Origin of the sequence: Oceanisphaera litoralis (genome assembly GCF_016907015.1) — a bacterium.
GTDB classification, from domain to species: domain Bacteria; phylum Pseudomonadota; class Gammaproteobacteria; order Enterobacterales; family Aeromonadaceae; genus Oceanimonas; species Oceanimonas litoralis.
Window position 1 is genome coordinate 26124 of the sequence record NZ_JAFBBE010000016.1, and the last position, 21252, is coordinate 47375.

The following is a 21252-nucleotide window of genomic DNA, read 5'->3' on the forward strand; positions in this document are numbered from 1 at the left end:
CTGTCAGTATATCCAGTAAATCCGCCAGAGCAAGTACAAAATCCGGGCTCTTTCCGCGACCAGCCTCCTGGTACCCGGCGCCCCCTCAGTGATTACAACAGGGTCAATACCACGCCGGCGAACACCAGCATGCCGACATGGTTGTTGTTGAGGAAGGCGCCGAAACAGGCCATGCGTTCCCGATCGCGGATCTGTCGCTGCTGATATACGAACAGACCCGCCGCCCCCAGCAGGCTCCAGTAGTACAGCGGCCCAAGGGCAAAGGACTGGCCGGCGGCGACCAGCAGGATCAGGGTCAAGAGTTGCAGCAGACCGACCATCAGCTTGTCGCGGCGACCAAACAGGATGGCGGTCGACTTGACCCCTATTTTAAGGTCGTCGTCTCTGTCCACCATCGCATACATGGTGTCGTAGGCGACGGTCCAGGTCAGGTTGGCGGCGAACAGCAGCCAGAGCCCCGGCGGCAGGCTGTTGCTCTGGGCGGCAAAGGCCATGGGAATGGCCCAGGAAAAGGCGATGCCCAGAAACAGCTGCGGCAGGTTGGTGTAGCGTTTCATGAAGGGATAAAGCGCCGCCCAGCCCAGGCCCGCCACCGCCAGCTGTATGGTCAGGGCGTTGGTGGTCAGCACCAGTATGAAAGAGACACCCACCAGCAGCGCGAAAAAGCCCAGCGCCTGCCGCTCGGTCAGCTCACCGCTCGGTAACGGCCGGGCCTGGGTGCGTTTGACGTGGCCATCGATGTGCCGGTCCGCATAATCGTTGATCACACAACCGGCGGAGCGCATCGAAAAGACCCCGGCCACAAACACCAGCAGCAGCCAGATTGAAGGCTTGCCGTCGCCGGCAATCCAGAGCGCCCACAGGGTGGGCCACAGCAGCAGCAGGGTGCCGATGGGCTTGTCGAGTCGGGCCAGCGCCATATAGGCCCGCCAGCGTGGTCGGCTTGCAGTCGTCATCATGATTATCTCTACTCTCGGTAAGCCTGGGCCGCAGGCAAAAACAATTCGGTGACCAGCACCCCGGCCTGGCCGGTGGCCAGCAGTGACCGCCGGGCCCAGAGCGAAGGCTCGTTTGCCAACGGATCCGGGTGTTGCGTCATGCCCTGCATCTGGGCCAGTTGCCGCCACTGGGGGGCGGTCAGCCGGGCAAAGTCAAACTCGCTGCGCAGTAATTGAGGATCTTCAAACAGCAATTCGCCCAGGGCCCGCCGACCCAGTCCGCCCAGCGCCGGAACCGCATCCAGGGTCGAGGGAGAATACAGGGAGCTGGCATAGACCCAGGGTTGTTCGTCGCACAGCAGCAAGACCTCGCGGCAAAAGGCGCGCTCGGCACCAATCCAGGCGGCCTGGGCCGGAGTCAGGGTTATTTCGCCGGTGGTGCTCTGTAACTGGACCCGAAACTGCCGGCAATGACGGCGCAACCGTTCGGTCAGAGAGCCGGTATCCTGTAGCCAGTGGCACAGCGGCATCCGGGAACGGGGTAATTCCGGCCCCCAGTGCCAGTCATGATCGGCGGTGTTGGTCACTGACACGTCCTGAAATGGCAAACACATACTTGACTCGCTGCTTTATCCTGAAAAATACGTATTCACTTGACCGGCCAGTGCTTTATTTAAACAATGCCCTTATTATTCAAATAGAAAGGCTCGCGATGTTTCGCTTTATTGCACTTTGTATCCTGTTGACTGCCGGTCGGCTTAGCGCTCAGGAGACGGCTCCCGAGGAGCCTTTATACTACACCATGACACCGGACATTATTACCAACTACCAGCATTCGGGCCAGACCCTGGGTTATATTCGAGTGTCGGTTGATCTCATGCTGGAAAATGTCGATCAGATGCCGCTGGTCGAGCAGCATATGCCACTGCTGCGCGATGCCCTCAACCATCTGCTGGCAGAGCGCAATCAGCAGGAAATCCGCTCGCTGCCGGTGCGCAACGAGCTGAGCAGCGAAGGACAGCGGCGGCTCAACGATTTACTGCTGAAAGTCACCGGCGAAACGCCAGTGCGTCGCCTGCTGTTTACCAAGTTCCTTTACCAGTAAAGGGGTATCAGGCCGCCCGGCGTCCGCGATCGAACCAGGCCTGTAACAGGCCGATGAGCCCGCCCCCCAGGTGCGCCAGGTTGGCCACCGGTCCCAGTACGCCGGCAAAGCCCAGCACCAGCCAGACCACCATGAACACCGCCATGCCGTCCGGTAGTCCTATGCCCCGGCTCGGGTTGAGCCGGCCGGACAGCCAGACATAGGCCAGCAAGGCATACACCACCCCGGACAGGCCGCCGAAACGGGGGCCGCTGGCCCAGAACTGCATCAGGTTGGGCAGCACCGCCGCCACCAGCAGTAGCAGCAGCAGTTTTCCGTGCCCCAGCCGCCGTTCCACCATGCCGCCCAGATACCACCACCAGAACAGGTTGAATACCAGGTGCATCAGGGAAAAATGCAGCAGCGCCGGGGTAAAGGCACGCCAGAATTCCGCGCCCAGCAGCGACTCCCAGCTGGGAGGAAACGCCAGCAACCCGAACATCGGCAAGCCCAGCCAGCTCAGGCCATAAATGGCCAGGCAGGCGAACAGCACCAGCATGTTGACCGGCCCGGTCCGGCGCAACAGATCCCGGGCCAGCCCGGGCCGGCCAGCATCGGCACTGAAATGCACATGGGTGTCGCCCTGGCGCCAGGCCGCATCCTGATAACGGGGATGCAGCGGCTCGGCAATGAAACGCTTCACCTCCTGCTGGGCCTGCTGAAAGCGGGCCTCGTTCACCAGCCAGATGCTGACATTGTTGTCATCATCCAGGGTCAGCTCGCACTGGAGGCCCATATCGGCCAGGTAATCGACGAACGACTGGGCCCGGCGCGGATCATCCAGCACCAGCAGCAACTTCATCAGGCGGTGACCACCGCCTGGGTGCGGCGCCAGGCTTCGAAGCCGCCATCCAGACTGTAGACTTCCTCGAAGCCCTGATTGATCAGATACTGGGCCGCCCCCTGACTGCTGATGCCGTGGTAGCACATCACCACCACCGGCGTCTCGTAATCCACCTCGTTGGTAAAGGACACCAGGGTATCGTTGGTCAGGTGAAAGGCGCCTTCGGCATGAGCCTGGGCGAAAGACTGGGGATCGCGAATATCCACCAGCCGGGCACGACCTTCGGCCAACAGGTTGTCGGCCTCGGCCACCGAAATATGGGCAAACTGCTCCATGAGTTACTCCTAGCGTAAATTTAGGGCAGTTTACCCAATCTCGGCGGCCTTGGCATCAGGGGTCATCCTAACCGCCAAGATAAGCCTGCCTAACCTGCTCGTTGACCAGCAGGGCGGCCCCGGTATCGGCCAGCACCACCCGGCCGTTTTCCAGCACATAGCCCCGGTCCGCCAGCTTGAGCGCCTGATTGGCATTCTGCTCCACCAGAAAGACCGTCATGCCCTTTTCGTCCCGCAGCCGGGCTATGGTTTCGAAAATCTGGGCGATGATGATGGGCGCCAGCCCGAGCGAGGGTTCGTCCAGCAGCAACAGCCGCGGCTTGCTCATCAGCGCCCGACCGATGGCCAGCATCTGCTGCTCGCCGCCGGACATGGTGCCGGCCCGCTGCTTCATGCGCTCCTTGAGCCGGGGGAACATGCGATACACCTCCGCCAGCAAGGCCGCATGTTCGCGCTTGTCGACGAAAAAGGCGCCCATGTGCAGGTTTTCTTCCACCGTCAGCCGGGCAAAGATACGCCGTCCCTCCGGCACGATGGCGATGTCCTTGCGCATGATGGCGGCGGTATCCAGGCCACCCAGATCCTCACCTTCGAACAGTACTCGGCCCCGCGTGGGTTTGGGTTCGCCGCAGATGGTCATCATCAGGGTGGTCTTGCCGGCACCGTTGGCGCCGATCAGGGAGACGATCTCCCCCTGTTTTATTTCGACCGTGACCTCTTCCAGCGCCTGGATCTTGCCGTAGCCGGCACTGACGTTATCCACATGCAGCATGCTCAGGCTTCTCCCAGGTAGGCTTTGATCACGTCGGGATTGTTGCGCACCTGCTCCGGGGTACCTTCGGCCAGCGGGCGTCCCTGATTGACCACATAGATATAGTCGGAAATGCCCATCACCAGTTTCATGTCGTGTTCAATCAGCAGTATGCTGACCCCTTCGTTATCACGCAAATCGCAGATCAATCGATCCAGCTCGCGCGTCTCGTTCGGGTTAAGGCCCGCCGCCGGTTCATCCAGCATCAGCAGCTGCGGCCGCGCCGCCATGCAGCGGGCAATTTCCAGCCGCCGCTGCTGGCCATAGGCCAGGTTATCGGCGGTGCGGTTGGCAAACTCGGTCAGGTTCACCTTTTCCAGCCAGTAATGGGCCCGCGCCAGCCCGTCCCGTTCGGAGCGACGAAAGGCCGGGGTCTTCAACAGGCCGGACAAGAAGCCGGTGTTCAGATGAAAGTGCTGGGCCACCAGCAGGTTTTCCAGCACCGTCATTTCCTTGAACAGCCGCACATGCTGAAAGGTGCGCACCATGCCCAGGCGGGCAATCTTGTGGCCCGGCAGCCCCTGTATGGCCTGCCCCTTGAATGTGACTGTGCCGCCGCTGGGCCGATAGAAACCGGACAGGCAGTTGAACACCGTGGTTTTGCCGGCGCCGTTGGGGCCGATCACCGAAACGATCTGCCGCTCATCCATGCCGAGTGCGACCTTGTCCACGGCGACCAGGCCGCCGAAACGCATGGTCAGATCGGAGACGGTTAACAGGGCCGTCATGATTTCAGCTCCATGTAGGGTCTGTGCATCGGCAGCAGCCCCTGAGGCCGCCAGATCATCATCAACACCATCAGCAGGCCGAACAACAGCATGCGATATTCGTTAAATTCCCGGGTCAGTTCCGGCAATATGGTCATGACGATGGCCGCCAGTACCACACCAATCTGCGAGCCCATGCCGCCCAGCACCACGATGGCCAGTATGATGGCCGATTCGATAAACACGAACGACTCGGGGCTGATGAAGCCCTGACGGGCGGCGAAGAAGCTGCCGGCAAAGCCGGCGAAGGCGGCGCCGATGGTAAAGGCGCTGAGCTTGATCAGGGTCGGGTTGAGGCCCAGCGAGCGACAGGCGATTTCGTCCTCGCGCAACGCTTCCCAGGCCCGCCCCAATGGCATACGCAGCAGACGATTGATGATGAAGATGGTGAAAATCACCAGCAAGAGCGCCAGCAGATAGAGAAAGATCACCTTGTGCCCCGAGTGGTAGGCGATGTCGAAAAATTGATGGAAGGTGTTGTCACCCCGCCGCTCGAACTCCAGCCCGAACAGGGTGGGTTTGGGAATGCCGGCGATGCCGTTGGGGCCGCCGGTGAGCTCGGTCATGTTGTTGAGCAGGATACGGATGATCTCGCCGAAACCCAGGGTCACGATGGCCAGATAGTCGCCGCGCAGCCGCAGCACCGGAAAACCGAGCAGGAAACCGAACAACGCCGCCATGCCGCCGGAAATCAGCAGACAGGTCCAGAAATCCAGCCCCAGATAGGCATTGAGCAGGGCATAGCTGTAGGCCCCCACCGCATAAAAGGCGACGTAGCCCAGATCCAGCAGCCCGGCCAGGCCCACTACTACGTTCAGCCCCAGCCCCAGCATCACGTAAATCAGGATCAGGGTGGCCAGATCCACCGCCCCGCGCGAGCCCATAAAGGGCCAGATCAACAAGCCGGCCAGCACCAGCACGGTGACGATGCGATACAACCAGGGCCGTTCTTCCGGCACCGGCAGGGCAAAATGGCCCTTGCGGTCCGACAGGTATTTGAAGGGGCTGCGCAGCTGGCTCTGGAACAACTGGGCGGCAAACACCAGGCCCGCACCCAGCAACAGCCACTCCCATGCTGCCTCCATGCGATTGGAGACGATCAGCCGGGTACCGGCGGTTTCCAGCCGAAAACCGAGCAGCCAGCCGGCCAGCAACAGAAACAGGGCGGCGGCAATCAAGGCAGGTTTTAACTTGCTCATACCTTTTCTACCTCCGGTTTGCCCAGAATGCCGGTCGGCATGAACAGCAACACCGCGATCAGCAGCCCGAAGGAGACCACATCCTTGTATTCGGTGCTGAAGTAGGCGCCGGTCATGGCTTCGGTCACCCCCAGCAGCAGGCCGCCGAGCACCGCGCCGGGAATGCTGCCGATGCCGCCCAGTACCGCAGCGGTAAAGGCCTTGAGCCCGGCCATGAAGCCGATATAGGGATTGATGACGCCGTAGTAGGAGCCCAGCAAGACGCCGGCCACCGCCGCCAGGGAGGCGCCGATGACGAAGGTCAGGGCGATCACCGTATTGCTGTTGATGCCGAGCAGGTTGGCCATTTTCAAATCTTCGGCACAGGCCCGACAGGCCCGGCCCATGCGGGAACGGGAAATAAACAGCGACAGCAGTGTCATGGCCACGAAGGTCACCACGAAGATGATCAGCTGCATATAGGACAATGAGGCCTGAAAGCCGCTCTCACCGAAGGTCCAGCCACCGGGGATCAGGCTGGGCATGGCGATATCACGCGAGCCCTGGGACAGCCGCATCATGTTCTGCAGAAAAATGGACATGCCGATGGCGGAGATCAGCGCAATCAGCCGCTTGCTGCCCCGCAGCGGCCGGTAGGCCACCCGCTCGATGGAATAACCGTACACGCTGGTCAGGGTAATGCTCACCAGAAAGGCGGCGGTCAGCAGCAGCCAGGTGCTGTCGATGCCTGCCATCATCAGAGCTGTCATCACCATGAAAGCGGCATAGGCGCCGATCATGTACACCTCGCCGTGGGCGAAGTTGATCATGCCGATAATGCCGTACACCATGGTGTAGCCGATGGCGATCAGCGCATAGGTGCTGCCGATGGTCAGGCCATTGAGCAGCTGCTGAATAAAATAAAGCATGGGCTCGGACATACAACCTTTCCTTGTCGCAGCACGATGAGCGCCGTCGAATCAGGCGGGATGATCCCGCCTGTTGACGATGAAGCAAGAGAATAATACCAATGTCATTAAGTGATCAGTTGCCGATGGCAGTGCCGTATTTAAACTCCTGTCATACCGGTACTGAATCTTCGTCATGCTGAACTTGATTCAGTATCAGCATGACAGACCCGGTATCTTCCTGCAGGGAGATCCTGACTTTCGTCAGGACAACGGCCTGAACACATGATTAATCCGATCGGTATAACGTTACATCTGAGTCGAAGAGCCGTCCTTGTGCCACTCGAACACACCGAACTCGAAGCCCAGCAGATCGCCTTTTTCATCCCAGCTCAGCGGCCCCATCACGGTAATCACCGGCTCGGCGCGCAGGGCCCTGGCCACCGCTTGTGGGTCGGTACCGGCGCGCTTGATACCCTCGGCAATGGCTTCCACCGCCGCATAGGTGGTCCAGACGAAGGGACCGGACGGATCTTCGCCTCTGGCCTGAATGGCCTGCACCACATTGACGTTGGCCGGATCCAGATCGTATTTCTTGGGCAGGGTGACCAGCAGGCCTTCCGAGGCGTCACCGGCGATGGAGGTAATATCTTTATGACCCACGCCCTCGGGCCCCATGAAACGCGCCTTGAAGCCTTTCTCGGCCGACTGGCGCAATATCAGCCCCAGTTCGGGGTGGTAACCGCCATAGTAGACAAAGTCGACCTTGTCGCGCTGCAGCTTGGCAATCAGAGTCGAGAAGTCCTTGTCGCCCGAAGTCACCCCCTCATAGGCCACCACCTCGACACCGGCGTCTTTCAGCGCCTCACGCACGCTGGACGCCAGGCCTTCACCGTATTGCTTCTTGTCGTGGATGACCGCGATACGCTCGGGCCTGACCTGCTCGAGTATGTAACGGGCGGCGGTGGGGCCCTGATCGCTATCGAGGCCTATGGTGCGCATCACGAATTCCAGCTCCCGTTCGGTAATGACCGGGTTGGTGGAGGCCGGCGTCACCATCAAAATACCTTCGTCGTCATACACATCCGAGGCCGGCAGTGTGCTGTCGGAGCAGAGGTGGCCCACCACAAACTGAACGCCATCGTTGACCACCCGGTTGGCCACCGCCACCGCCTGTTTGGGATCGCAGGCGTCGTCGTATTCCACCGCTTCCAGGCTGTAGTCACCCAGGTTGCCGGACTTGTTGAGCATCTCGACCGCCATGCGGCCACCAATAAACTGCATATCACCATACTGGGCCACGGCCCCGGTCACCGGGCCGGCAATCGCCACCTTGACGGTTTCCGCCGAGGCGGCGAAGACGGCACCATACCCCAGAGCAACAGACACCGCCGCCGCCACCGCTTGCTTGTTCCATGTGATCATCAAGGTTCCCTCTATCCGTTGAGTTCCTGCGCCGAAGAGGCTCCGGACCGCTCTTTTTCTAACCTGAGCGTGCCATTTCCACAAGCGAAATGTGCTTCGCATGACACCAGTTATAACCTAAATCCAAGGCTTGTGAAGCAGGGCAGCACCACTTAAGGCAAACGGCTTGGCTTCGCCGGGGCTTTTGTGTGCTGACGGTTGATTATTCAACCATGCCATACGCCATACACCCCACATCCGCCTTACATCTATTAAAGACTTTAACGCCAGATGTGGTACTATCTGCGCAATTTTTTATACCGCAGATTCAGCCAATGTCAGCCATTCCCGTTTTTGTTATCAGCCTGAAAAGAAGTCAGGATCGCAGAGACTATATCGCCGCCCAGTTGCGGCAGCAGGGCATCGACACTTGAAGGCCTCATTAGAGGTGAGACCCTCACCATGGAAGAAAACGAGCATTACCGAATCAACCGCATGAGCGACAACTTTGGCGGAACACGTGCCTATGCCATCGCGCTCTGGGCGGTCCAGAAGCTACTGAATGGCTCCCAAAGCTGGTCTTTACCGATAGATAGCTACATAGGTGCCCCCTATCTTCATGGTATGGAATCTTACCACTTGAGCCCTGAAATGGTTGGTGATGATGAATTTGAAACTATCTTTATGGTAAGGAAAAAACTCCTCTTTATCGTAAGTCCAGCCGAGAACTCTACTCGGCTTATTGAAAGCTAAGACTTTATCTGCACAACAAAACATTCAAAAAAACTCTTGAGCGCACAGGCTGACATCATGTTTTCATTCAACAAAAACACATTTCCCACCCAGCTGGAAACCCTCTTTTTACTGAGCCCGGTTATCTGGCTGATGGTTGGCGTATTCAACGTGCCGGATGGTAAGTCGGCACTCAGCCGGCTAATCCCCGTCGTCGCTGTGTACTGCCTGTTTCGTTTCAAGGGCGAGTGGCGTAAAAACCTGGCTCAACCCGGCTTCAAAACATTTAGCCAGGCTAACGCTATTTTGTTTGTGCTGTTCAGCCTGCAGCACCTGCTGGATGGAGAAACCTTCAGCTTTGCCCGTACCCTGCTGCTGGTGCAGCTTTACTTAACCCTGCTGCCCTGGCGTAACATCAAGTTGCATCACCTGTCTGCCATTACGGCACTGGGTGCCATCCTGACCGGCGCAGGCTCGGTATATGAGGTAATGGTACTGCACACAGGTAGAGCCGGAGCCTTGGCCTCCAACCCCATTCCCTATGCCACCTTTGCCTCCGTTCTACTCATTAGCTGCCTGTTCTTTTTGTTCACCTTTAATACCGGAAAACGCCTTGGCGCCCTGTATTTTGCCGGTGTGGTGGGGGCCACTACCGCCATTATCTTCAGCGGTACTCGTGGTGCCTGGCTTGCAGTAATATTGACCCTGCTTATGCTCATTGTGCCTCTGGTGCGCCGCGCCACACCGAAGGCACTCCTTACCACCCTGGTCGCCGGTAGCCTGCTGGCCAGCGGTAGCCTCTATGCTCTGGGTAATAAACTGGAAATCCGCTACCAGCAAACCAGCGCCGAGTTTGCCAGTATCGCCAGCAACAACATGAACACCTCCATCGGCATTCGACTGCAACTGTGGCAGCGGGGCTGGAGCTACATCATGCAATCACCGCTGCTCGGCACCGGCACCGCCGGTTATCTGAAAAAAATAGAGCAGGACAAAAATGCCGGTCTTATAACACCGATAGCTGCCCCCGTATCCGGCTCTCACTTCCACAACCAGTATATCGATACCCTGGTGCGTACCGGCGCCCTCGGCCTGGTGGTATTGCTGACCTGGATGCTGCTGCCCGCCTGGCTGTTACATAAACACAAGAATCGAAAATTAAGAAACGGGGCTTTGGCCAGCGCCACCATAGTGCTGATTGCCGGCCTCACCGACGTACCCTTTCACCACACCCACATCATCTACTTCTACAGCATACTGATGGGAATAATGCTGCTGAAAGCGGACGAAAATAATGTAATGTGCGATACGTGATGTGTATGAAGTGCTGGCCTGTATTCGCCACACAGAACTGAATATGCCGCGAGTTAAAGCGCAGGATCTGGGAAGGAATGAGTCTCGGGGATGAGCGCCGATATAGCCCTCACCCCCGTAGTATGACGCTCAGGTCCAGTCGAGGATGACCTTGCCGGACTGCCCGGAACGCATGGTGTCGAAACCCTGCTGGAAGTCGTCGACCTTGAAGTGGTGGGTAATGATGGGGCTCAAGTCCAGACCGGACTGGATCAGGCTGGCCATCTTGTACCAGGTTTCGAACATTTCCCGGCCATAGATGCCCTTGAGCACCAGGCCCTTGAAGATCACCTTGTTCCAGTCGATGGCCATGTCGGACGGGGGAATACCCAGCATGGCAATTTTGCCGCCGTGGTTCATCTTGTCCAGCATATCGCGGAACGCCACCGGCACCCCGGACATTTCCAGACCCACATCGAAGCCTTCGGTCATGCCCAGTTCGGCCATGACATCGTCCAGCTGCTCGGTGGCCACGTTCACCGCCCGGGTCACGCCCATCTTGCGCGCCAGCGCCAGTCGGTATTCGTTGACGTCGGTGACCACCACATGACGGGCACCCACATGACGGGCCACGGCCGCGGCCATGATGCCGATGGGGCCGGCGCCGGTGATCAACACATCTTCACCGACCAGATCGAACGACAGCGCCGTGTGTACCGCGTTGCCGAAGGGGTCGAAAATGGAGGCCAGATCGTCGGATACTTCGTCGGGCAGCTTGAAGGCGTTAAAGGCCGGGATCACCAGATACTCGGCAAAGGCCCCTTCGCGGTTCACGCCCACGCCGACGGTGTTGCGGCACAGATGAGTGCGCCCGGCTCGGCAGTTGCGGCAATGGCCACAGGTGATATGACCTTCGCCAGACACCCGGTCGCCCACCGCAAAGCCGCGCACTTCCTGACCCAGGGCCACCACCTCGCCCACGTATTCGTGGCCGACCACCATGGGCACCGGTATGGTGTTCTGCGACCATTCGTCCCAGTTGTAGATATGAATGTCGGTGCCGCAGATGGCGGTCTTGCGGATCTTGATCAGCAGGTCGTTATGGCCCAGTTCGGGCTCGGGCACATCGGTCATCCAGATGCCGGGTTCCGCTTTCAGTTTTGCCAGTGCTTTCATGAAACTGCGCTCCTTAAATGATACCCAGCTCGCGGCCGACCTCGATAAAGGCGGCGATGGCCTGGTCCAGCTGTTCGCGGCTGTGGGCCGCCGACATCTGGGTACGAATGCGGGCCTGACCCTTGGGCACCACCGGGAAGGAGAAGCCGATGACATAGATGCCCCGCTCCAGCAGCTTGTCGGACATCTGTGCCGCCAGGGCGGCGTCGCCCAGCATCACCGGAATAATGGCGTGATCCTGCCCCGCCAGGGTAAAGCCGGCGGCGCTCATCTGCTCACGGAAATAGGCGCTGTTTTCCCGCACCTGGTTGCGCAGGTCGTCGCCGTTCTTCAGCATCTCCAGCACCTTGATGGAAGCCGCCACTATGGCCGGTGCCACCGAGTTGGAAAACAGGTAGGGCCGCGAACGCTGACGCAGCCAGTCGATCACTTCCTTCTTGCCCGAGGTATAACCGCCGGACGCACCGCCCAGGGCCTTGCCCAGGGTACCGGTGATGATATCGACCCGCCCCATCACCTCGCAGTATTCATGGGTGCCGCGGCCCTGTTCGCCGACGAAGCCGACCGCATGGGAGTCGTCCACCATCACCATGGCATTGTATTGGTCTGCCAGATCGCAGATGGCCTGCAGATTGGCGATAACGCCATCCATCGAGAAGACGCCGTCGGTGGCGATCAGCTTGAAGCGCGCACCGTCGGCGTCCGCCTGCTGCAACCGGGCTTCCAGCTCGGCCATGTCGTTGTTGGCATAGCGGTAGCGCCTGGCCTTGCACAGGCGCACGCCGTCGATGATAGAGGCATGGTTGAGCGCATCGGAAATGATGGCATCGTCCGGGCCCAGCAGGGTTTCGAACAGGCCGGTGTTGGCATCGAAACAGGAGGTATAAAGAATGGTGTCTTCCATGCCCAGAAAGGCGGACAGCTCGGCTTCCAGCTGCTTGTGCAGATCCTGAGTACCGCAGATGAAACGCACCGAGGCCATGCCGAAACCGTGGCTATTCAGCCCCTGCTTGGCCGCCTCGACCAGCTCGGGATGATTGGCCAGTCCCAGATAGTTGTTGGCGCAGAAGTTGATAACTTCCTGTTTGCCCACCTCGATGGCGGCGTTCTGGGCCGAGGTGATCACCCGCTCTTTCTTGTAGAGCCCTTCAGCTTTGGTTTGTGCTAACTGCTCGGATAAATAAGCATAAAATGCCGATGACATAGTGAACTCCCGCTATCAATCTGGGTATCAGGGTGTAATTCAGACCATTTTACTACTTAAACACCGAATACTCATAACATATTCCAAACTTTATCCTATTTGTGAAAGGGATCACTGGGGGTCATACCTAACGCCTGATAATGTGCCATGAACGTTGCCAGTTCGAGTCCTTTCTCCGGATGAAAATAAGGTTTTAGCAGCAGCAACACCCGGGCGACCCCCTGATAAAGCACCGCCTGGCTGATGTGCGGGGTCAGCGACTGGGCCGACTGGTAGCTGACCCAAAACGACACCAGCATCCGCAGCACCTCGGTCAGGGGCTCGATTTCTTCATCGGGAATGGCCAGTACCTTCTGGCTGTTCAGCTCGCGCAGCAGGCCCTGCAGATGCACCGTCAGCTCCTGCTGTACCGCCAGATACTGCAGATGCAATTCGGGATCCCGTTGCAGAATATCGTTGAGGTTGGCGTAGAGAAAACGGAACTCCCACATCACATAGAAAATGGCATCCAGATAATGAAACCATACCGCCGGGCTGGTTGTGGCCGACACGGTCACCGGCGTGAAACTTTTGCGTAAATGGTCGCTATACTGCAGGAAAATACGGTGAATAATGTCGTTCTTGTTACGAAAATGGTAGTAGATATTACCCGGGCTGATCCCCAGATGGGCGGCGATATGATTGGTGGTGACATTCGACTCCCCCTGTTCGTTAAACAACAGCAGGGCGGCGGCGACAATGCGATCCTTGGTTTTCATCCTGTTAACCAAACGCTCAATACCATCACTGAATAGTAACACAGGCCGACGGGTTAGTTTTCTGCCGCACAAGCATGGTAAACTTTGCCTTCATTATTACTTCGTTCAGCCGGACAGGGTCCGGCCAGCAAGAGGCAGACAACGATGATCATTGTGACTGGCGGCGCCGGCTTTATCGGCAGTAATCTGGTAAAAACCCTCAACGATCAGGGGCGCACCGATGTCGTGGTCGTCGACGATCTCACCGATGGCACCAAGTTCGTCAACCTGGTCGATCTGACCATCGCCGATTACCTGGACAAGGACGAATTTATCCACCGCATCGTCTCCGGCGACGAATTCGAGGACTGGGGCGGCATCGAGGTGATCTTCCATGAAGGCGCCTGCTCGGCTACCACCGAGTGGGACGGCAAGTTCATGATGGAGAACAACTACGAGTACTCCAAGGATCTGCTGCACTATTGCGTTGAGCGCGACATTCCCTTTATCTACGCCTCTTCTGCCGCTACCTATGGCGGACGCAACGACAACTTCATCGAAGAGCCGCAGTACGAACAGCCACTCAACGTCTACGGCTATTCCAAGCAGCTGTTCGACCAGTACGTGCGCCGGCTGATGCCCCAGATCAATTCCCAGGTGGTGGGGCTCAAGTATTTCAACGTCTACGGCCCGCGCGAGCAGCACAAGGGCGGCATGTCCAGCGTGGCCTTTCATCTCAACACCCAGCTGCACAAGGGCGAAAACCCCAAGCTGTTCGAAGGCTGTGACGGCTTCCCCGATGGCGGCCAGATGCGCGACTTCATCTATGTGAGCGACGTGTGCCAGGTCAACCTCTGGTTCTGGCAGAACCCGGGCGTCTCCGGCATCTACAACTGTGGCACCGGCCGGGCCGAACCCTTCCAGAACGTGGCCGAAGCGGTGATCAAACACCACGGCAAGGGCCAGATTGAATACATCCCCTTCCCCGAGCAGCTGAAAGGCCGCTACCAAAGCTTTACCCAGGCGGATCTCACCAAGCTGCGCGCCGCCGGCTATCCCCACGACTTCAAGACAGTCGCCGAAGGCACCAGTGAATATATGGCCTGGCTGAACAGATAAGGAATAGCATGAATAACCATGGCCACTGTGTTGCCCACCTCTGTCTTTCCAAAGGCTGGGGCGGCCTGGAGATGTATCCGGCACGAGTCAGCAAGTATTTGCCGGAGCAGGATTGGCAGCCGGTGGCTATTTGTCTGGAAGGCGGCAAGGTAGCAGAGTCCTTTCAGGAACTGGGGATAGATGTTTTTGAAGTCCGCAGCCAGGCGAGCGCCTTGCTCGGGATCGGCAAACTGGTCGACTGGCTTAAAAACAAGGGCGTCTCGGTACTGCATTGCCACAAATCCAGTGATCTCAGGCTGGCGGCCTTGCTGAAAAGACTGACCGGCTGCAGGATTATCTTCACCGAGCATATGGGCGTGACTCGTCCGAAAAAGGATCTGCTGCATCGCTGGATATACAGCCATGTTGATCAGGTGCTGTCCATCAGTGACGCAACGCTGGCACGCAATCTGAAGGCCTTGCCCGTGCCTCCCGACAAGATAAAACGGCTCTGGCTGGGAACAGAGTTCAGGGAACCGGATCGCGCGGTCGGCGATATCCGGCAAGAGCTGGGTCTGTCCGAACAGCAACTGGTGATTGGCCTGCCCGGCCGCCTCTGCCCGGGCAAAGGACACCAGGTGCTGCTCGATGCCTTCAAATTGCTGCAAGGTGATCATGATTTCAGGGAAGCCAAACTCCTGATCGTTGGGGGGCTGACGACGGAGGAGGGAGCCGATGAAGCCTTTGTTGCAAGTCTGAGAGGCCAGATAGATAGCTATCAATTAAGAGAAAAAGTGGTTTTTTCCGGCTTTCGGCGTGATATGCCCAACCTGCTGGCCGCCATGGATATAGTGTGCATCCCTTCCCAGAATGAAGCCTTTGGCCTGACCGCCATCGAAGCCATGGCCGCTGGCAAAAAGATCGTCGCAGCCAATTCGGGTGCCCTGCCGGAAATCATTGCCGAAGCCGGCTTGCTGGCCGACCCGACATCCGCCACCGACTTCATCGAGGCCATCCGTACCCTCTGTTGTAGTCCTCTGGGAGAGGTGATACAGCACCGAGCAAAGCCCCGGGCCGAGCGCCACTTTTCCATGGCGCACCATGTCCTGCAACTGGTGAGCCATTACCGCTCATGCTGATACAGGGGCTGGCTGTCATAGAACGGTGAGAAAGAAACAATGCATGCGTTCCATAATCAAAATCGACCTTACCCAAGCGGCAACCGACCATGATACGCAAACTCAAACTGAGACTACTTAACATTGTAAAGGGGAGAGGTGGAAATATTGCTCTTTCCCCCCAAGCCTACCTGATCTGGAACAAGATCAAACTATCAGGCAACAACAACCAGTTAACTGTTTTTGGCAACGGCAAGTTTCGCCGCTGCACCATCAGCGTAAAAGGCGACAATAACCTGATCGAGATAGAGGACGGTGCCAATATCAGCTTCAGCAACCTGGAAATTGTCGGTAGCAACTGCCTGATCCGTATTGGCAAGAAAACCGACATTGGCGGCGCCTACCTTTCCGCCAAAGGCGAGAGCACCCGACTCACCATAGGTGAAAGCTGCATGTTTTCTCGCAATATCAATGTGATGACCTATGATGGCCACCCCATTTATGATGCTAATACCAGAGAGGTATTGAATCACCCTCAAGATATTTGCATCGGGAACCATGTCTGGGTAGCCGCCAACGCCTCCATACTAAAAGGGGTAACCGTCCACGATGGTAGCATTATCGCTTTTGGTGCTATCGTCACCAAAAATGTCGAAGCGAAAACCATTGTTGCAGGCTCACCGGCAAAAACAATTAAAAGTAATATCAGCTGGGAACATTAATAATGAGAAAGATATTAACCAACTGTCTCTACTTACTCGGCCTTCCTAAAAGCATTTATGTTTGTTTGAGATTATGCAGACTAAAAGATGCCCTTCTTCTTCCCATTATTGTATCTCACAAAACCAAGCTTAATGATTTATCTGGCCGTGTAAGTTTTGGAAGAATAAAGCCTGGAATAGTGAGAGTTGGATTCGGCAGTGTAGAGACATTTGACTTGTCTTATCAAAGAACCATCCTGCATATTTCTGGGCACATTTACTTTCACGGAAAATCAAAAATCGGTAAAAGCTCCAGAATTTCTGTAGCAGGAGAGCTTGTGCTGGGTGAAAACTTTCATATATCTGCCGGTGGCACCATCATCTCGAGGAAAAAAATCACTATTGGAAAAGATACCTTGATGGCTTGGGACAGCCTGATCACCGATGCGGATCATCATCATATTCTAGATAAAAAAGGTCATATCATTAACAAACCTCAAGAGGTTAATATAGGTGATCATGTATGGATTGGCGCCCGAGCAATGATACTAAAAGGTGTTAGTGTTCCAGATAATTGTGTTGTTGGTGCCCAAAGCTTAGTGACTCGCACCTTTAATGAGACTAACTGCATAATCGCAGGAAACCCAGCAAAAGCCATTAAAAAAGACATTAACTGGCAAGAATAAAGTCACATTCACATAAAAACATAAAGGGATTACAAGATGAAACATATGCCAATTTTTGTTATCAGCTTAAAGGAAAGTATTGAAAGAAGAAAATATATTGAAGACGTACTCCCTGATAAAGGAATAAAGTTTGAATTCTTTGATGCTGTTAATGGTAAAGATCAGTTTTCTTCGCTTTTAAAAAAATATGACTTAACCAAACGCCTCTGGTTAACCAGTGGGAAAATGCCTAGTAAAGGGGAAGCAGGCTGCTATGCAAGCCATTACCAATTATGGGAAAAATGTATTGAACTCGACACTCCGATAATCATTATGGAAGATGATGTCAATGTGTGTGAGAATGCGCAGAAAACCATAAATATAGTCGCAGAAAAAATTGAAGAATATGGCTACCTCAGATTGGAAAATGTTATCCGTGGGGAATTACTTGCTGTAGAGCAAGGGCCTGAACATTGCATTACCAAAATGTACGATAATTTTGGTGGAGCCCAAGCATACGCACTCTCACCTAGTGCAGCTAAGAAACTCGTTAAAAATTCAAGAAAATGGTCAGTGCCAGTTGATAATTACCTTGGAGAGTTTTACTTTCATGGTGTCGAAGCATATCATCTGACACCTCAACTTGTCATTGACAAAGGTAACTTTGAAACCACAGTGCAAATCGGACCTCGCACATACACACCCATATATCGGAAACCAAGTCGAGAGCTTTACACCCTATATCGTAAGGTAAAAAGATTCCTACACAACAAATATTTCAAGAAAAAAATGAAAAAATAACCACAATAAAAACTCCCGCTGGGACGGAGTAAACTAAATACTATTAATTAAAAATTAGCATAATTATATATTGTTCCGCAAACTAGATTTATACTACATTTAAACTTAATTATGAAAATTAAAGTATGAAGATTTTAGTCATAGGCCCGTCATGGGTCGGGGACATGGTGATGTCCCAGAGCCTGTATATCAGCCTGAAGCAGCAGCATCCGCAGGCCGAGCTGCATGTGATGGCGCCGTCCTGGTGCTGCGCCCTGCTGGAGCGGATGCCGGAGGTGGACAAGGCCATTGTGATGCCGCTGGGGCATGGGGATTTCAAGCTGGCCGAGCGCTTCCGGCTCGGTCGCCAATTGACAAAAGAAGGCTATGACTGGGCGATCGTGCAGCCCAATTCACTGAAATCGGCGCTGATCCCCTTGTTCGCCGGCATCAGGAAGCGCACCGGCTGGAAGGGAGAATCCCGCTACGGTCTGCTGAACGATCTGCGCAGCAACAAGACCGACTTCCCGCTGATGGTCGAGCGCTATGCGGCGCTGGCCTACCCCAAGCCGGAGATGAAAGATCGTCATTGCCTGCCCTCCCTGCCCTGGCCGGCACTTTCGGTCGATCTCGAGAATCAGCAACAGGCATTGAACAACTTACAACTTAATACCGATCGGCCCATACTGGCCCTCTGCCCCGGTGCCGAATTCGGGCCCTCCAAGCGCTGGCCCGAGCAGCATTATGCCGAGGTTGCCAGACAAAAAATCGCCGAGGGCTGGCAGGTCTGGATTTTTGGCTCGGCCAAGGATCGGGTTGTGGCCGAAACGATCACCGCTCATCAGCCCGACGCCATGCGTGTGCACTGCCACTTGCTGGCCGGCAAAACGTCGTTGCATCAGGCCATCGATCTGATGGCATTGGCCACCGTTGTTATCTCCAACGACTCGGGTTTGATGCATATCGCCGCCGCCCTGCAGCGCCCCTTGGTTGGGGTCTATGGCTCGACCTCGCCCCAGTACACACCACCGCTGGCGGAAAAGGTCGCCGTGGTGCATACCGATATCGAGTGCCGTCCCTGCTTTAAACGGGAATGCCCACTGGGTCATCTAAAGTGCTTGCGTGACCTCACCCCGAATAAAGTAATCAATGCCATAGAAAAAATAAAATAATTTAGGATTGAAAATGAAGTACAACATGAAGCATTTATGGTTTGAAAAAGGTGGTTTCGCTAATAAAAAGGCTCGCGCTCACCTGGCCAATGAGTTCGATCCTATAAAGGTAAAAAAAATCGCCATTATTCGCCATGCTGCGCTAGGTGATCAGGTGATAACACGCCCCTTCCTGGTCGAGGCAAGAAAGTTTTTCCCTAATGCACATATTACATTATGTGCCGTTTCTCACTATCAATACGGCATGCCAAGCGACCTTGTTGATAGCGTCCACATCATGCATGGAAAAAGCAAAAATAAAAAAACAAACCCAATTGAAAAAATAAAAAACATCAAGGAATTACCTGAGCAGGATATTATATTTGATCTGGCGGCCACCAATCGTTCTTACTGGATGGTCGCTCTCTCCAAGGCAAAGCTGAAGATAGGGTTCCCCTACAGGTCGATATTAAATGGCCTACTATATGATATTGCTGTGCTTCGCTCTGATTTTACGGCAGAAGTCGACGTCATGCTTGGCATGCTTAAGGTACTAGGACACAACCCAACATATCCATTAGACTTTTCCTACCCAAGCAATCAGCAGCATAGAAACGATCGCAAGCCCTTCATTATATATTTCAATGGTGCATCTCAAGAGTCCAAGATGTATCCCATTGCGGCTCAAAAAGAGCTACTACAGAAAGCGACGCAGGCTCTACCTGAATATCAACATATATTCCTGGAAGGGTTGAATGAAAAAGAAAAAGGTCACTCACTGCGCGTTCTGGAAAGGCATGATAATTTTTCCATTCAGCCTTGCCTTGATCTGGAACAATTAACACAGTTATTATCACAAGCAACATTAGCTGTTAGTACAGACACAGGGATACGTAACTTGGCAATCGCCACCCATACTCCTACTGTCGGGATCTTTTACTCAACCGTTCCCTTTCGATATACCCCCTCCTATGAACATCATCATATTGTTATGAATGCTGATGCCAGCCTGCCCTCTTCAGATCAGGTATTATCAGGCATACAAACCTCGTTAAAACATATTAATCACTCATGATGACTGTTTTATATAATCTCTTAATCCATCTGTTCAGCCCTGTGCTGCTGGGGCTGCTGTACTGGCCCAAACGGGGCAAGCCGGGCTTTGGCAGGCGCTGGCCGGAGCATCTGGGGCTGGTACCTGCGCCCGAACAACAAAATCCGGTCTGGCTGCATGCGGTCAGCGTGGGGGAAATGGTTGCCGCCACCCCGCTGATCAAGGCGCTCAAGGCAGAATACCCGGAGCTACCCATTCTGGTCACCACCACCACCCGCACCGGTGCCGATCAGGCAGACAAGCTGGGCGATCTGATCGAGCATCGCTATGCCCCGCTCGACTTTCCCTGGGCGGTGGCGCTGTTTTTGCGCCGAATTAATCCCCGGGCACTGCTGATTATGGAAACCGAACTCTGGCCCAACTGGCTGGCCGCATGCGGACAAAAACAGCTACCTGTGATAGTGCTCAACGCCCGCTTATCGGCCCGTTCTGCCGCCAGATACCAACGCTTTCATGGCATATTTCGCCTGTTATCGGCGAATATCAGCCACATAGCCTGCCAACATAGGGATGATGCCGACCGTTTTTCAGACTTGGGACTCCCCCGTGAAAAACTGAGCGTAACCGGCTCCATCAAGTTCGACATCGACTACGACGACGAGGTGCGCCGCCAGGGACAGGCGCTGCGAGAAAAACTGGGTGAACAACGCCCGGTCTGGATTGCTGCCTCCACCCACGAAGGTGAGGACGAACAGCTGCTCGCCGCCCACAGAACACTGCTGCAAAGCCAACCACAGGCTCTGCTGATGCTGGTACCCCGCCACCCGCAACGCTTCAACCAGGTCGCGGAGCTGGTCACGCGGCAGGGCTTTACCCTGAGTCGTCGTACCCTGCCCGCATCTACCGTTTCTGCCCAGGTTTATCTGGGCGACACCATGGGCGAATTACCCGTTATGCTCGCCGCAGCCGACGTCGCCTTTATCGGTGGCAGCCTGATCAAACATGGCGGCCACAACCTCCTGGAGCCGGCCGTACTTGGCAAACCGGTCTTGACCGGTCCTTCTGTGTTCAACTTCAACGATATTTATCAACAACTCAAAAATAACGACGGCTTGATCACCATCCATGATTGCCATTCACTAGCTGAAACACTGACAAGTCTATTTAAAGATGGGGAACGTTGCATCCGTATCGGCAGTAATGCCAGTAGAGTAGTCGAAAAAAATCGAGGATCAATCACGAAAAGTATCGATATTATAATGCAGTTTATTTAA

24 protein-coding genes are annotated in these 21252 nt (G+C 55.5%); 12 read left to right on the forward strand and 12 right to left on the reverse strand.

Translation table 11 applies throughout. The features are described from left to right. Window positions 1-92: 92 nt before the first annotated feature. Complete coding sequence (ubiA, locus tag HNR62_RS10825; RefSeq protein WP_204796170.1) at window positions 93-956, reverse strand: 4-hydroxybenzoate octaprenyltransferase; 864 nt, start codon at window positions 954-956, stop codon at window positions 93-95. Between the two features lie 11 nt (window positions 957-967). Next, window positions 968-1525 carry a chorismate--pyruvate lyase family protein gene (locus HNR62_RS10830; protein WP_338044103.1) on the reverse strand — a complete coding sequence of 186 codons (558 nt, stop codon included), beginning with the start codon at window positions 1523-1525 and terminating at the stop codon, window positions 968-970. Window positions 1526-1650: 125 nt separating this feature from the next. Here HNR62_RS10830 and HNR62_RS10835 point away from each other — a divergent pair, with 125 nt between their 5' ends. After that, window positions 1651-2043, forward strand: a complete 393-nt coding sequence (locus tag HNR62_RS10835; protein ID WP_204796109.1) for a flagellar basal body-associated FliL family protein — start codon at window positions 1651-1653, stop codon at window positions 2041-2043. Window positions 2044-2050: 7 nt separating this feature from the next. Here HNR62_RS10835 and glpG read toward each other — a convergent pair whose 3' ends face one another. The 7 genes from glpG to HNR62_RS10870 form a co-directional block, all read right to left on the reverse strand. Beyond that, the gene (gene glpG / locus HNR62_RS10840; RefSeq protein WP_204796110.1) at window positions 2051-2884 is read right to left on the reverse strand and encodes a rhomboid family intramembrane serine protease GlpG; all 834 of its coding nucleotides are present in this window, start codon (window positions 2882-2884) and stop codon (window positions 2051-2053) included. After that, the gene (glpE, locus tag HNR62_RS10845; RefSeq protein ID WP_204796111.1) at window positions 2884-3201 is read right to left on the reverse strand and encodes a thiosulfate sulfurtransferase GlpE; all 318 of its coding nucleotides are present in this window, start codon (window positions 3199-3201) and stop codon (window positions 2884-2886) included. The genes glpG and glpE overlap by 1 nt, the downstream gene beginning before the upstream one ends. A gap of 67 nt (window positions 3202-3268) precedes the next feature. Further along, complete coding sequence (locus HNR62_RS10850) at window positions 3269-3973, reverse strand: ABC transporter ATP-binding protein (protein WP_204796112.1); 705 nt, start codon at window positions 3971-3973, stop codon at window positions 3269-3271. A gap of 2 nt (window positions 3974-3975) precedes the next feature. After that, entirely contained in the window at window positions 3976-4740 is a 765-nt protein-coding gene (gene livG / locus HNR62_RS10855) for a high-affinity branched-chain amino acid ABC transporter ATP-binding protein LivG (protein WP_239552750.1), read from the reverse strand. Beyond that, complete coding sequence (locus tag HNR62_RS10860; RefSeq protein WP_204796113.1) at window positions 4737-5978, reverse strand: high-affinity branched-chain amino acid ABC transporter permease LivM; 1242 nt, start codon at window positions 5976-5978, stop codon at window positions 4737-4739. Before HNR62_RS10860 ends, livG begins: the two co-directional genes overlap by 4 nt. Then, the gene (gene livH / locus HNR62_RS10865) at window positions 5975-6898 is read right to left on the reverse strand and encodes a high-affinity branched-chain amino acid ABC transporter permease LivH (RefSeq protein ID WP_204796114.1); all 924 of its coding nucleotides are present in this window, start codon (window positions 6896-6898) and stop codon (window positions 5975-5977) included. The genes HNR62_RS10860 and livH overlap by 4 nt, the downstream gene beginning before the upstream one ends. Before the next feature lie 276 nt (window positions 6899-7174). Beyond that, window positions 7175-8290 carry a branched-chain amino acid ABC transporter substrate-binding protein gene (locus HNR62_RS10870; RefSeq protein WP_204796115.1) on the reverse strand — a complete coding sequence of 372 codons (1116 nt, stop codon included), beginning with the start codon at window positions 8288-8290 and terminating at the stop codon, window positions 7175-7177. Between the two features lie 314 nt (window positions 8291-8604). Between HNR62_RS10870 and HNR62_RS10875 the strand changes: the two genes are divergently transcribed. The 3 genes from HNR62_RS10875 to HNR62_RS10885 are packed head-to-tail and all read left to right on the forward strand — an operon-like array spanning window position 8605 to window position 10315. Beyond that, window positions 8605-8703 carry a glycosyltransferase family 25 protein gene (locus HNR62_RS10875; protein WP_204796116.1) on the forward strand — a complete coding sequence of 33 codons (99 nt, stop codon included), beginning with the start codon at window positions 8605-8607 and terminating at the stop codon, window positions 8701-8703. A gap of 28 nt (window positions 8704-8731) precedes the next feature. Further along, window positions 8732-9022 (forward strand): glycosyltransferase family 25 protein, encoded by a 291-nt coding sequence (locus HNR62_RS10880; RefSeq protein ID WP_204796117.1) that lies wholly within the window; start codon window positions 8732-8734, stop codon window positions 9020-9022. A gap of 57 nt (window positions 9023-9079) precedes the next feature. Continuing rightward, entirely contained in the window at window positions 9080-10315 is a 1236-nt protein-coding gene (locus tag HNR62_RS10885; RefSeq protein ID WP_204796118.1) for an O-antigen ligase family protein, read from the forward strand. Between the two features lie 129 nt (window positions 10316-10444). Here HNR62_RS10885 and tdh read toward each other — a convergent pair whose 3' ends face one another. From tdh to HNR62_RS10900, 3 genes are all read right to left on the reverse strand, one after another. After that, complete coding sequence (gene tdh, locus HNR62_RS10890) at window positions 10445-11470, reverse strand: L-threonine 3-dehydrogenase (RefSeq protein WP_204796119.1); 1026 nt, start codon at window positions 11468-11470, stop codon at window positions 10445-10447. A gap of 13 nt (window positions 11471-11483) precedes the next feature. Beyond that, window positions 11484-12674 (reverse strand): glycine C-acetyltransferase, encoded by a 1191-nt coding sequence (locus tag HNR62_RS10895; RefSeq protein ID WP_204796120.1) that lies wholly within the window; start codon window positions 12672-12674, stop codon window positions 11484-11486. 95 nt (window positions 12675-12769) lie between these two features. Further along, window positions 12770-13432 carry a TetR/AcrR family transcriptional regulator gene (locus HNR62_RS10900; protein WP_204796121.1) on the reverse strand — a complete coding sequence of 221 codons (663 nt, stop codon included), beginning with the start codon at window positions 13430-13432 and terminating at the stop codon, window positions 12770-12772. A 144-nt stretch (window positions 13433-13576) separates the two neighbouring features. Here HNR62_RS10900 and rfaD point away from each other — a divergent pair, with 144 nt between their 5' ends. From rfaD to waaA, 8 genes are all read left to right on the forward strand, one after another. Continuing rightward, window positions 13577-14530, forward strand: a complete 954-nt coding sequence (rfaD, locus tag HNR62_RS10905) for an ADP-glyceromanno-heptose 6-epimerase (protein ID WP_204796122.1) — start codon at window positions 13577-13579, stop codon at window positions 14528-14530. 8 nt (window positions 14531-14538) lie between these two features. Next, entirely contained in the window at window positions 14539-15648 is a 1110-nt protein-coding gene (locus tag HNR62_RS10910) for a glycosyltransferase family 4 protein (protein WP_239552751.1), read from the forward strand. A gap of 89 nt (window positions 15649-15737) precedes the next feature. Next, on the forward strand, window positions 15738-16349 hold the full coding sequence (locus tag HNR62_RS10915) for an acyltransferase (protein ID WP_204796123.1): 612 nt from the start codon (window positions 15738-15740) through the stop codon (window positions 16347-16349). Between the two features lie 2 nt (window positions 16350-16351). After that, window positions 16352-17014, forward strand: a complete 663-nt coding sequence (locus HNR62_RS10920; RefSeq protein ID WP_204796124.1) for an acyltransferase — start codon at window positions 16352-16354, stop codon at window positions 17012-17014. A gap of 36 nt (window positions 17015-17050) precedes the next feature. Continuing rightward, a complete protein-coding gene (locus HNR62_RS10925; protein WP_204796125.1) occupies window positions 17051-17794 on the forward strand; it encodes a glycosyltransferase family 25 protein in 744 nt (247 codons plus the stop codon). Window positions 17795-17919: 125 nt separating this feature from the next. Next, window positions 17920-18945, forward strand: a complete 1026-nt coding sequence (gene waaF / locus HNR62_RS10930) for a lipopolysaccharide heptosyltransferase II (RefSeq protein ID WP_204796126.1) — start codon at window positions 17920-17922, stop codon at window positions 18943-18945. 13 nt (window positions 18946-18958) lie between these two features. Next, the gene (locus HNR62_RS10935) at window positions 18959-19999 is read left to right on the forward strand and encodes a glycosyltransferase family 9 protein (RefSeq protein ID WP_204796127.1); all 1041 of its coding nucleotides are present in this window, start codon (window positions 18959-18961) and stop codon (window positions 19997-19999) included. Next, entirely contained in the window at window positions 19996-21252 is a 1257-nt protein-coding gene (gene waaA, locus HNR62_RS10940; RefSeq protein WP_420827157.1) for a lipid IV(A) 3-deoxy-D-manno-octulosonic acid transferase, read from the forward strand. The genes HNR62_RS10935 and waaA overlap by 4 nt, the downstream gene beginning before the upstream one ends.

Excerpts from the sequence above, each read along its gene's own strand:
- HNR62_RS10915 (WP_204796123.1), top strand. The coding sequence starts at position 15,738 with ATGATACGCAAACTCAAACTGAGACTACTTAACATTGTAAAGGGGAGA.
- waaF (WP_204796126.1), top strand. The coding sequence starts at position 17,920 with ATGAAGATTTTAGTCATAGGCCCGTCATGGGTCGGGGACATGGTGATG.
- HNR62_RS10920 (WP_204796124.1), top strand. The coding sequence starts at position 16,352 with ATGAGAAAGATATTAACCAACTGTCTCTACTTACTCGGCCTTCCTAAA.
- tdh (WP_204796119.1), bottom strand. The coding sequence starts at position 11,470 with ATGAAAGCACTGGCAAAACTGAAAGCGGAACCCGGCATCTGGATGACC.
- rfaD (WP_204796122.1), top strand. The coding sequence starts at position 13,577 with ATGATCATTGTGACTGGCGGCGCCGGCTTTATCGGCAGTAATCTGGTA.
- HNR62_RS10895 (WP_204796120.1), bottom strand. The coding sequence starts at position 12,674 with ATGTCATCGGCATTTTATGCTTATTTATCCGAGCAGTTAGCACAAACC.
- glpG (WP_204796110.1), bottom strand. The coding sequence starts at position 2,884 with ATGAAGTTGCTGCTGGTGCTGGATGATCCGCGCCGGGCCCAGTCGTTC.
- HNR62_RS10880 (WP_204796117.1), top strand. The coding sequence starts at position 8,732 with ATGGAAGAAAACGAGCATTACCGAATCAACCGCATGAGCGACAACTTT.
- livG (WP_239552750.1), bottom strand. The coding sequence starts at position 4,740 with ATGACGGCCCTGTTAACCGTCTCCGATCTGACCATGCGTTTCGGCGGC.
- livH (WP_204796114.1), bottom strand. The coding sequence starts at position 6,898 with ATGTCCGAGCCCATGCTTTATTTTATTCAGCAGCTGCTCAATGGCCTG.
- HNR62_RS10925 (WP_204796125.1), top strand. The coding sequence starts at position 17,051 with ATGAAACATATGCCAATTTTTGTTATCAGCTTAAAGGAAAGTATTGAA.
- HNR62_RS10835 (WP_204796109.1), top strand. The coding sequence starts at position 1,651 with ATGTTTCGCTTTATTGCACTTTGTATCCTGTTGACTGCCGGTCGGCTT.
- HNR62_RS10935 (WP_204796127.1), top strand. The coding sequence starts at position 18,959 with ATGAAGTACAACATGAAGCATTTATGGTTTGAAAAAGGTGGTTTCGCT.
- HNR62_RS10900 (WP_204796121.1), bottom strand. The coding sequence starts at position 13,432 with ATGAAAACCAAGGATCGCATTGTCGCCGCCGCCCTGCTGTTGTTTAAC.
- HNR62_RS10910 (WP_239552751.1), top strand. The coding sequence starts at position 14,539 with ATGAATAACCATGGCCACTGTGTTGCCCACCTCTGTCTTTCCAAAGGC.
- HNR62_RS10870 (WP_204796115.1), bottom strand. The coding sequence starts at position 8,290 with ATGATCACATGGAACAAGCAAGCGGTGGCGGCGGCGGTGTCTGTTGCT.
- ubiA (WP_204796170.1), bottom strand. The coding sequence starts at position 956 with ATGACGACTGCAAGCCGACCACGCTGGCGGGCCTATATGGCGCTGGCC.
- HNR62_RS10850 (WP_204796112.1), bottom strand. The coding sequence starts at position 3,973 with ATGCTGCATGTGGATAACGTCAGTGCCGGCTACGGCAAGATCCAGGCG.
- waaA (WP_420827157.1), top strand. The coding sequence starts at position 19,996 with ATGATGACTGTTTTATATAATCTCTTAATCCATCTGTTCAGCCCTGTG.
- HNR62_RS10860 (WP_204796113.1), bottom strand. The coding sequence starts at position 5,978 with ATGAGCAAGTTAAAACCTGCCTTGATTGCCGCCGCCCTGTTTCTGTTG.
- HNR62_RS10885 (WP_204796118.1), top strand. The coding sequence starts at position 9,080 with ATGTTTTCATTCAACAAAAACACATTTCCCACCCAGCTGGAAACCCTC.
- HNR62_RS10875 (WP_204796116.1), top strand. The coding sequence starts at position 8,605 with ATGTCAGCCATTCCCGTTTTTGTTATCAGCCTGAAAAGAAGTCAGGAT.
- glpE (WP_204796111.1), bottom strand. The coding sequence starts at position 3,201 with ATGGAGCAGTTTGCCCATATTTCGGTGGCCGAGGCCGACAACCTGTTG.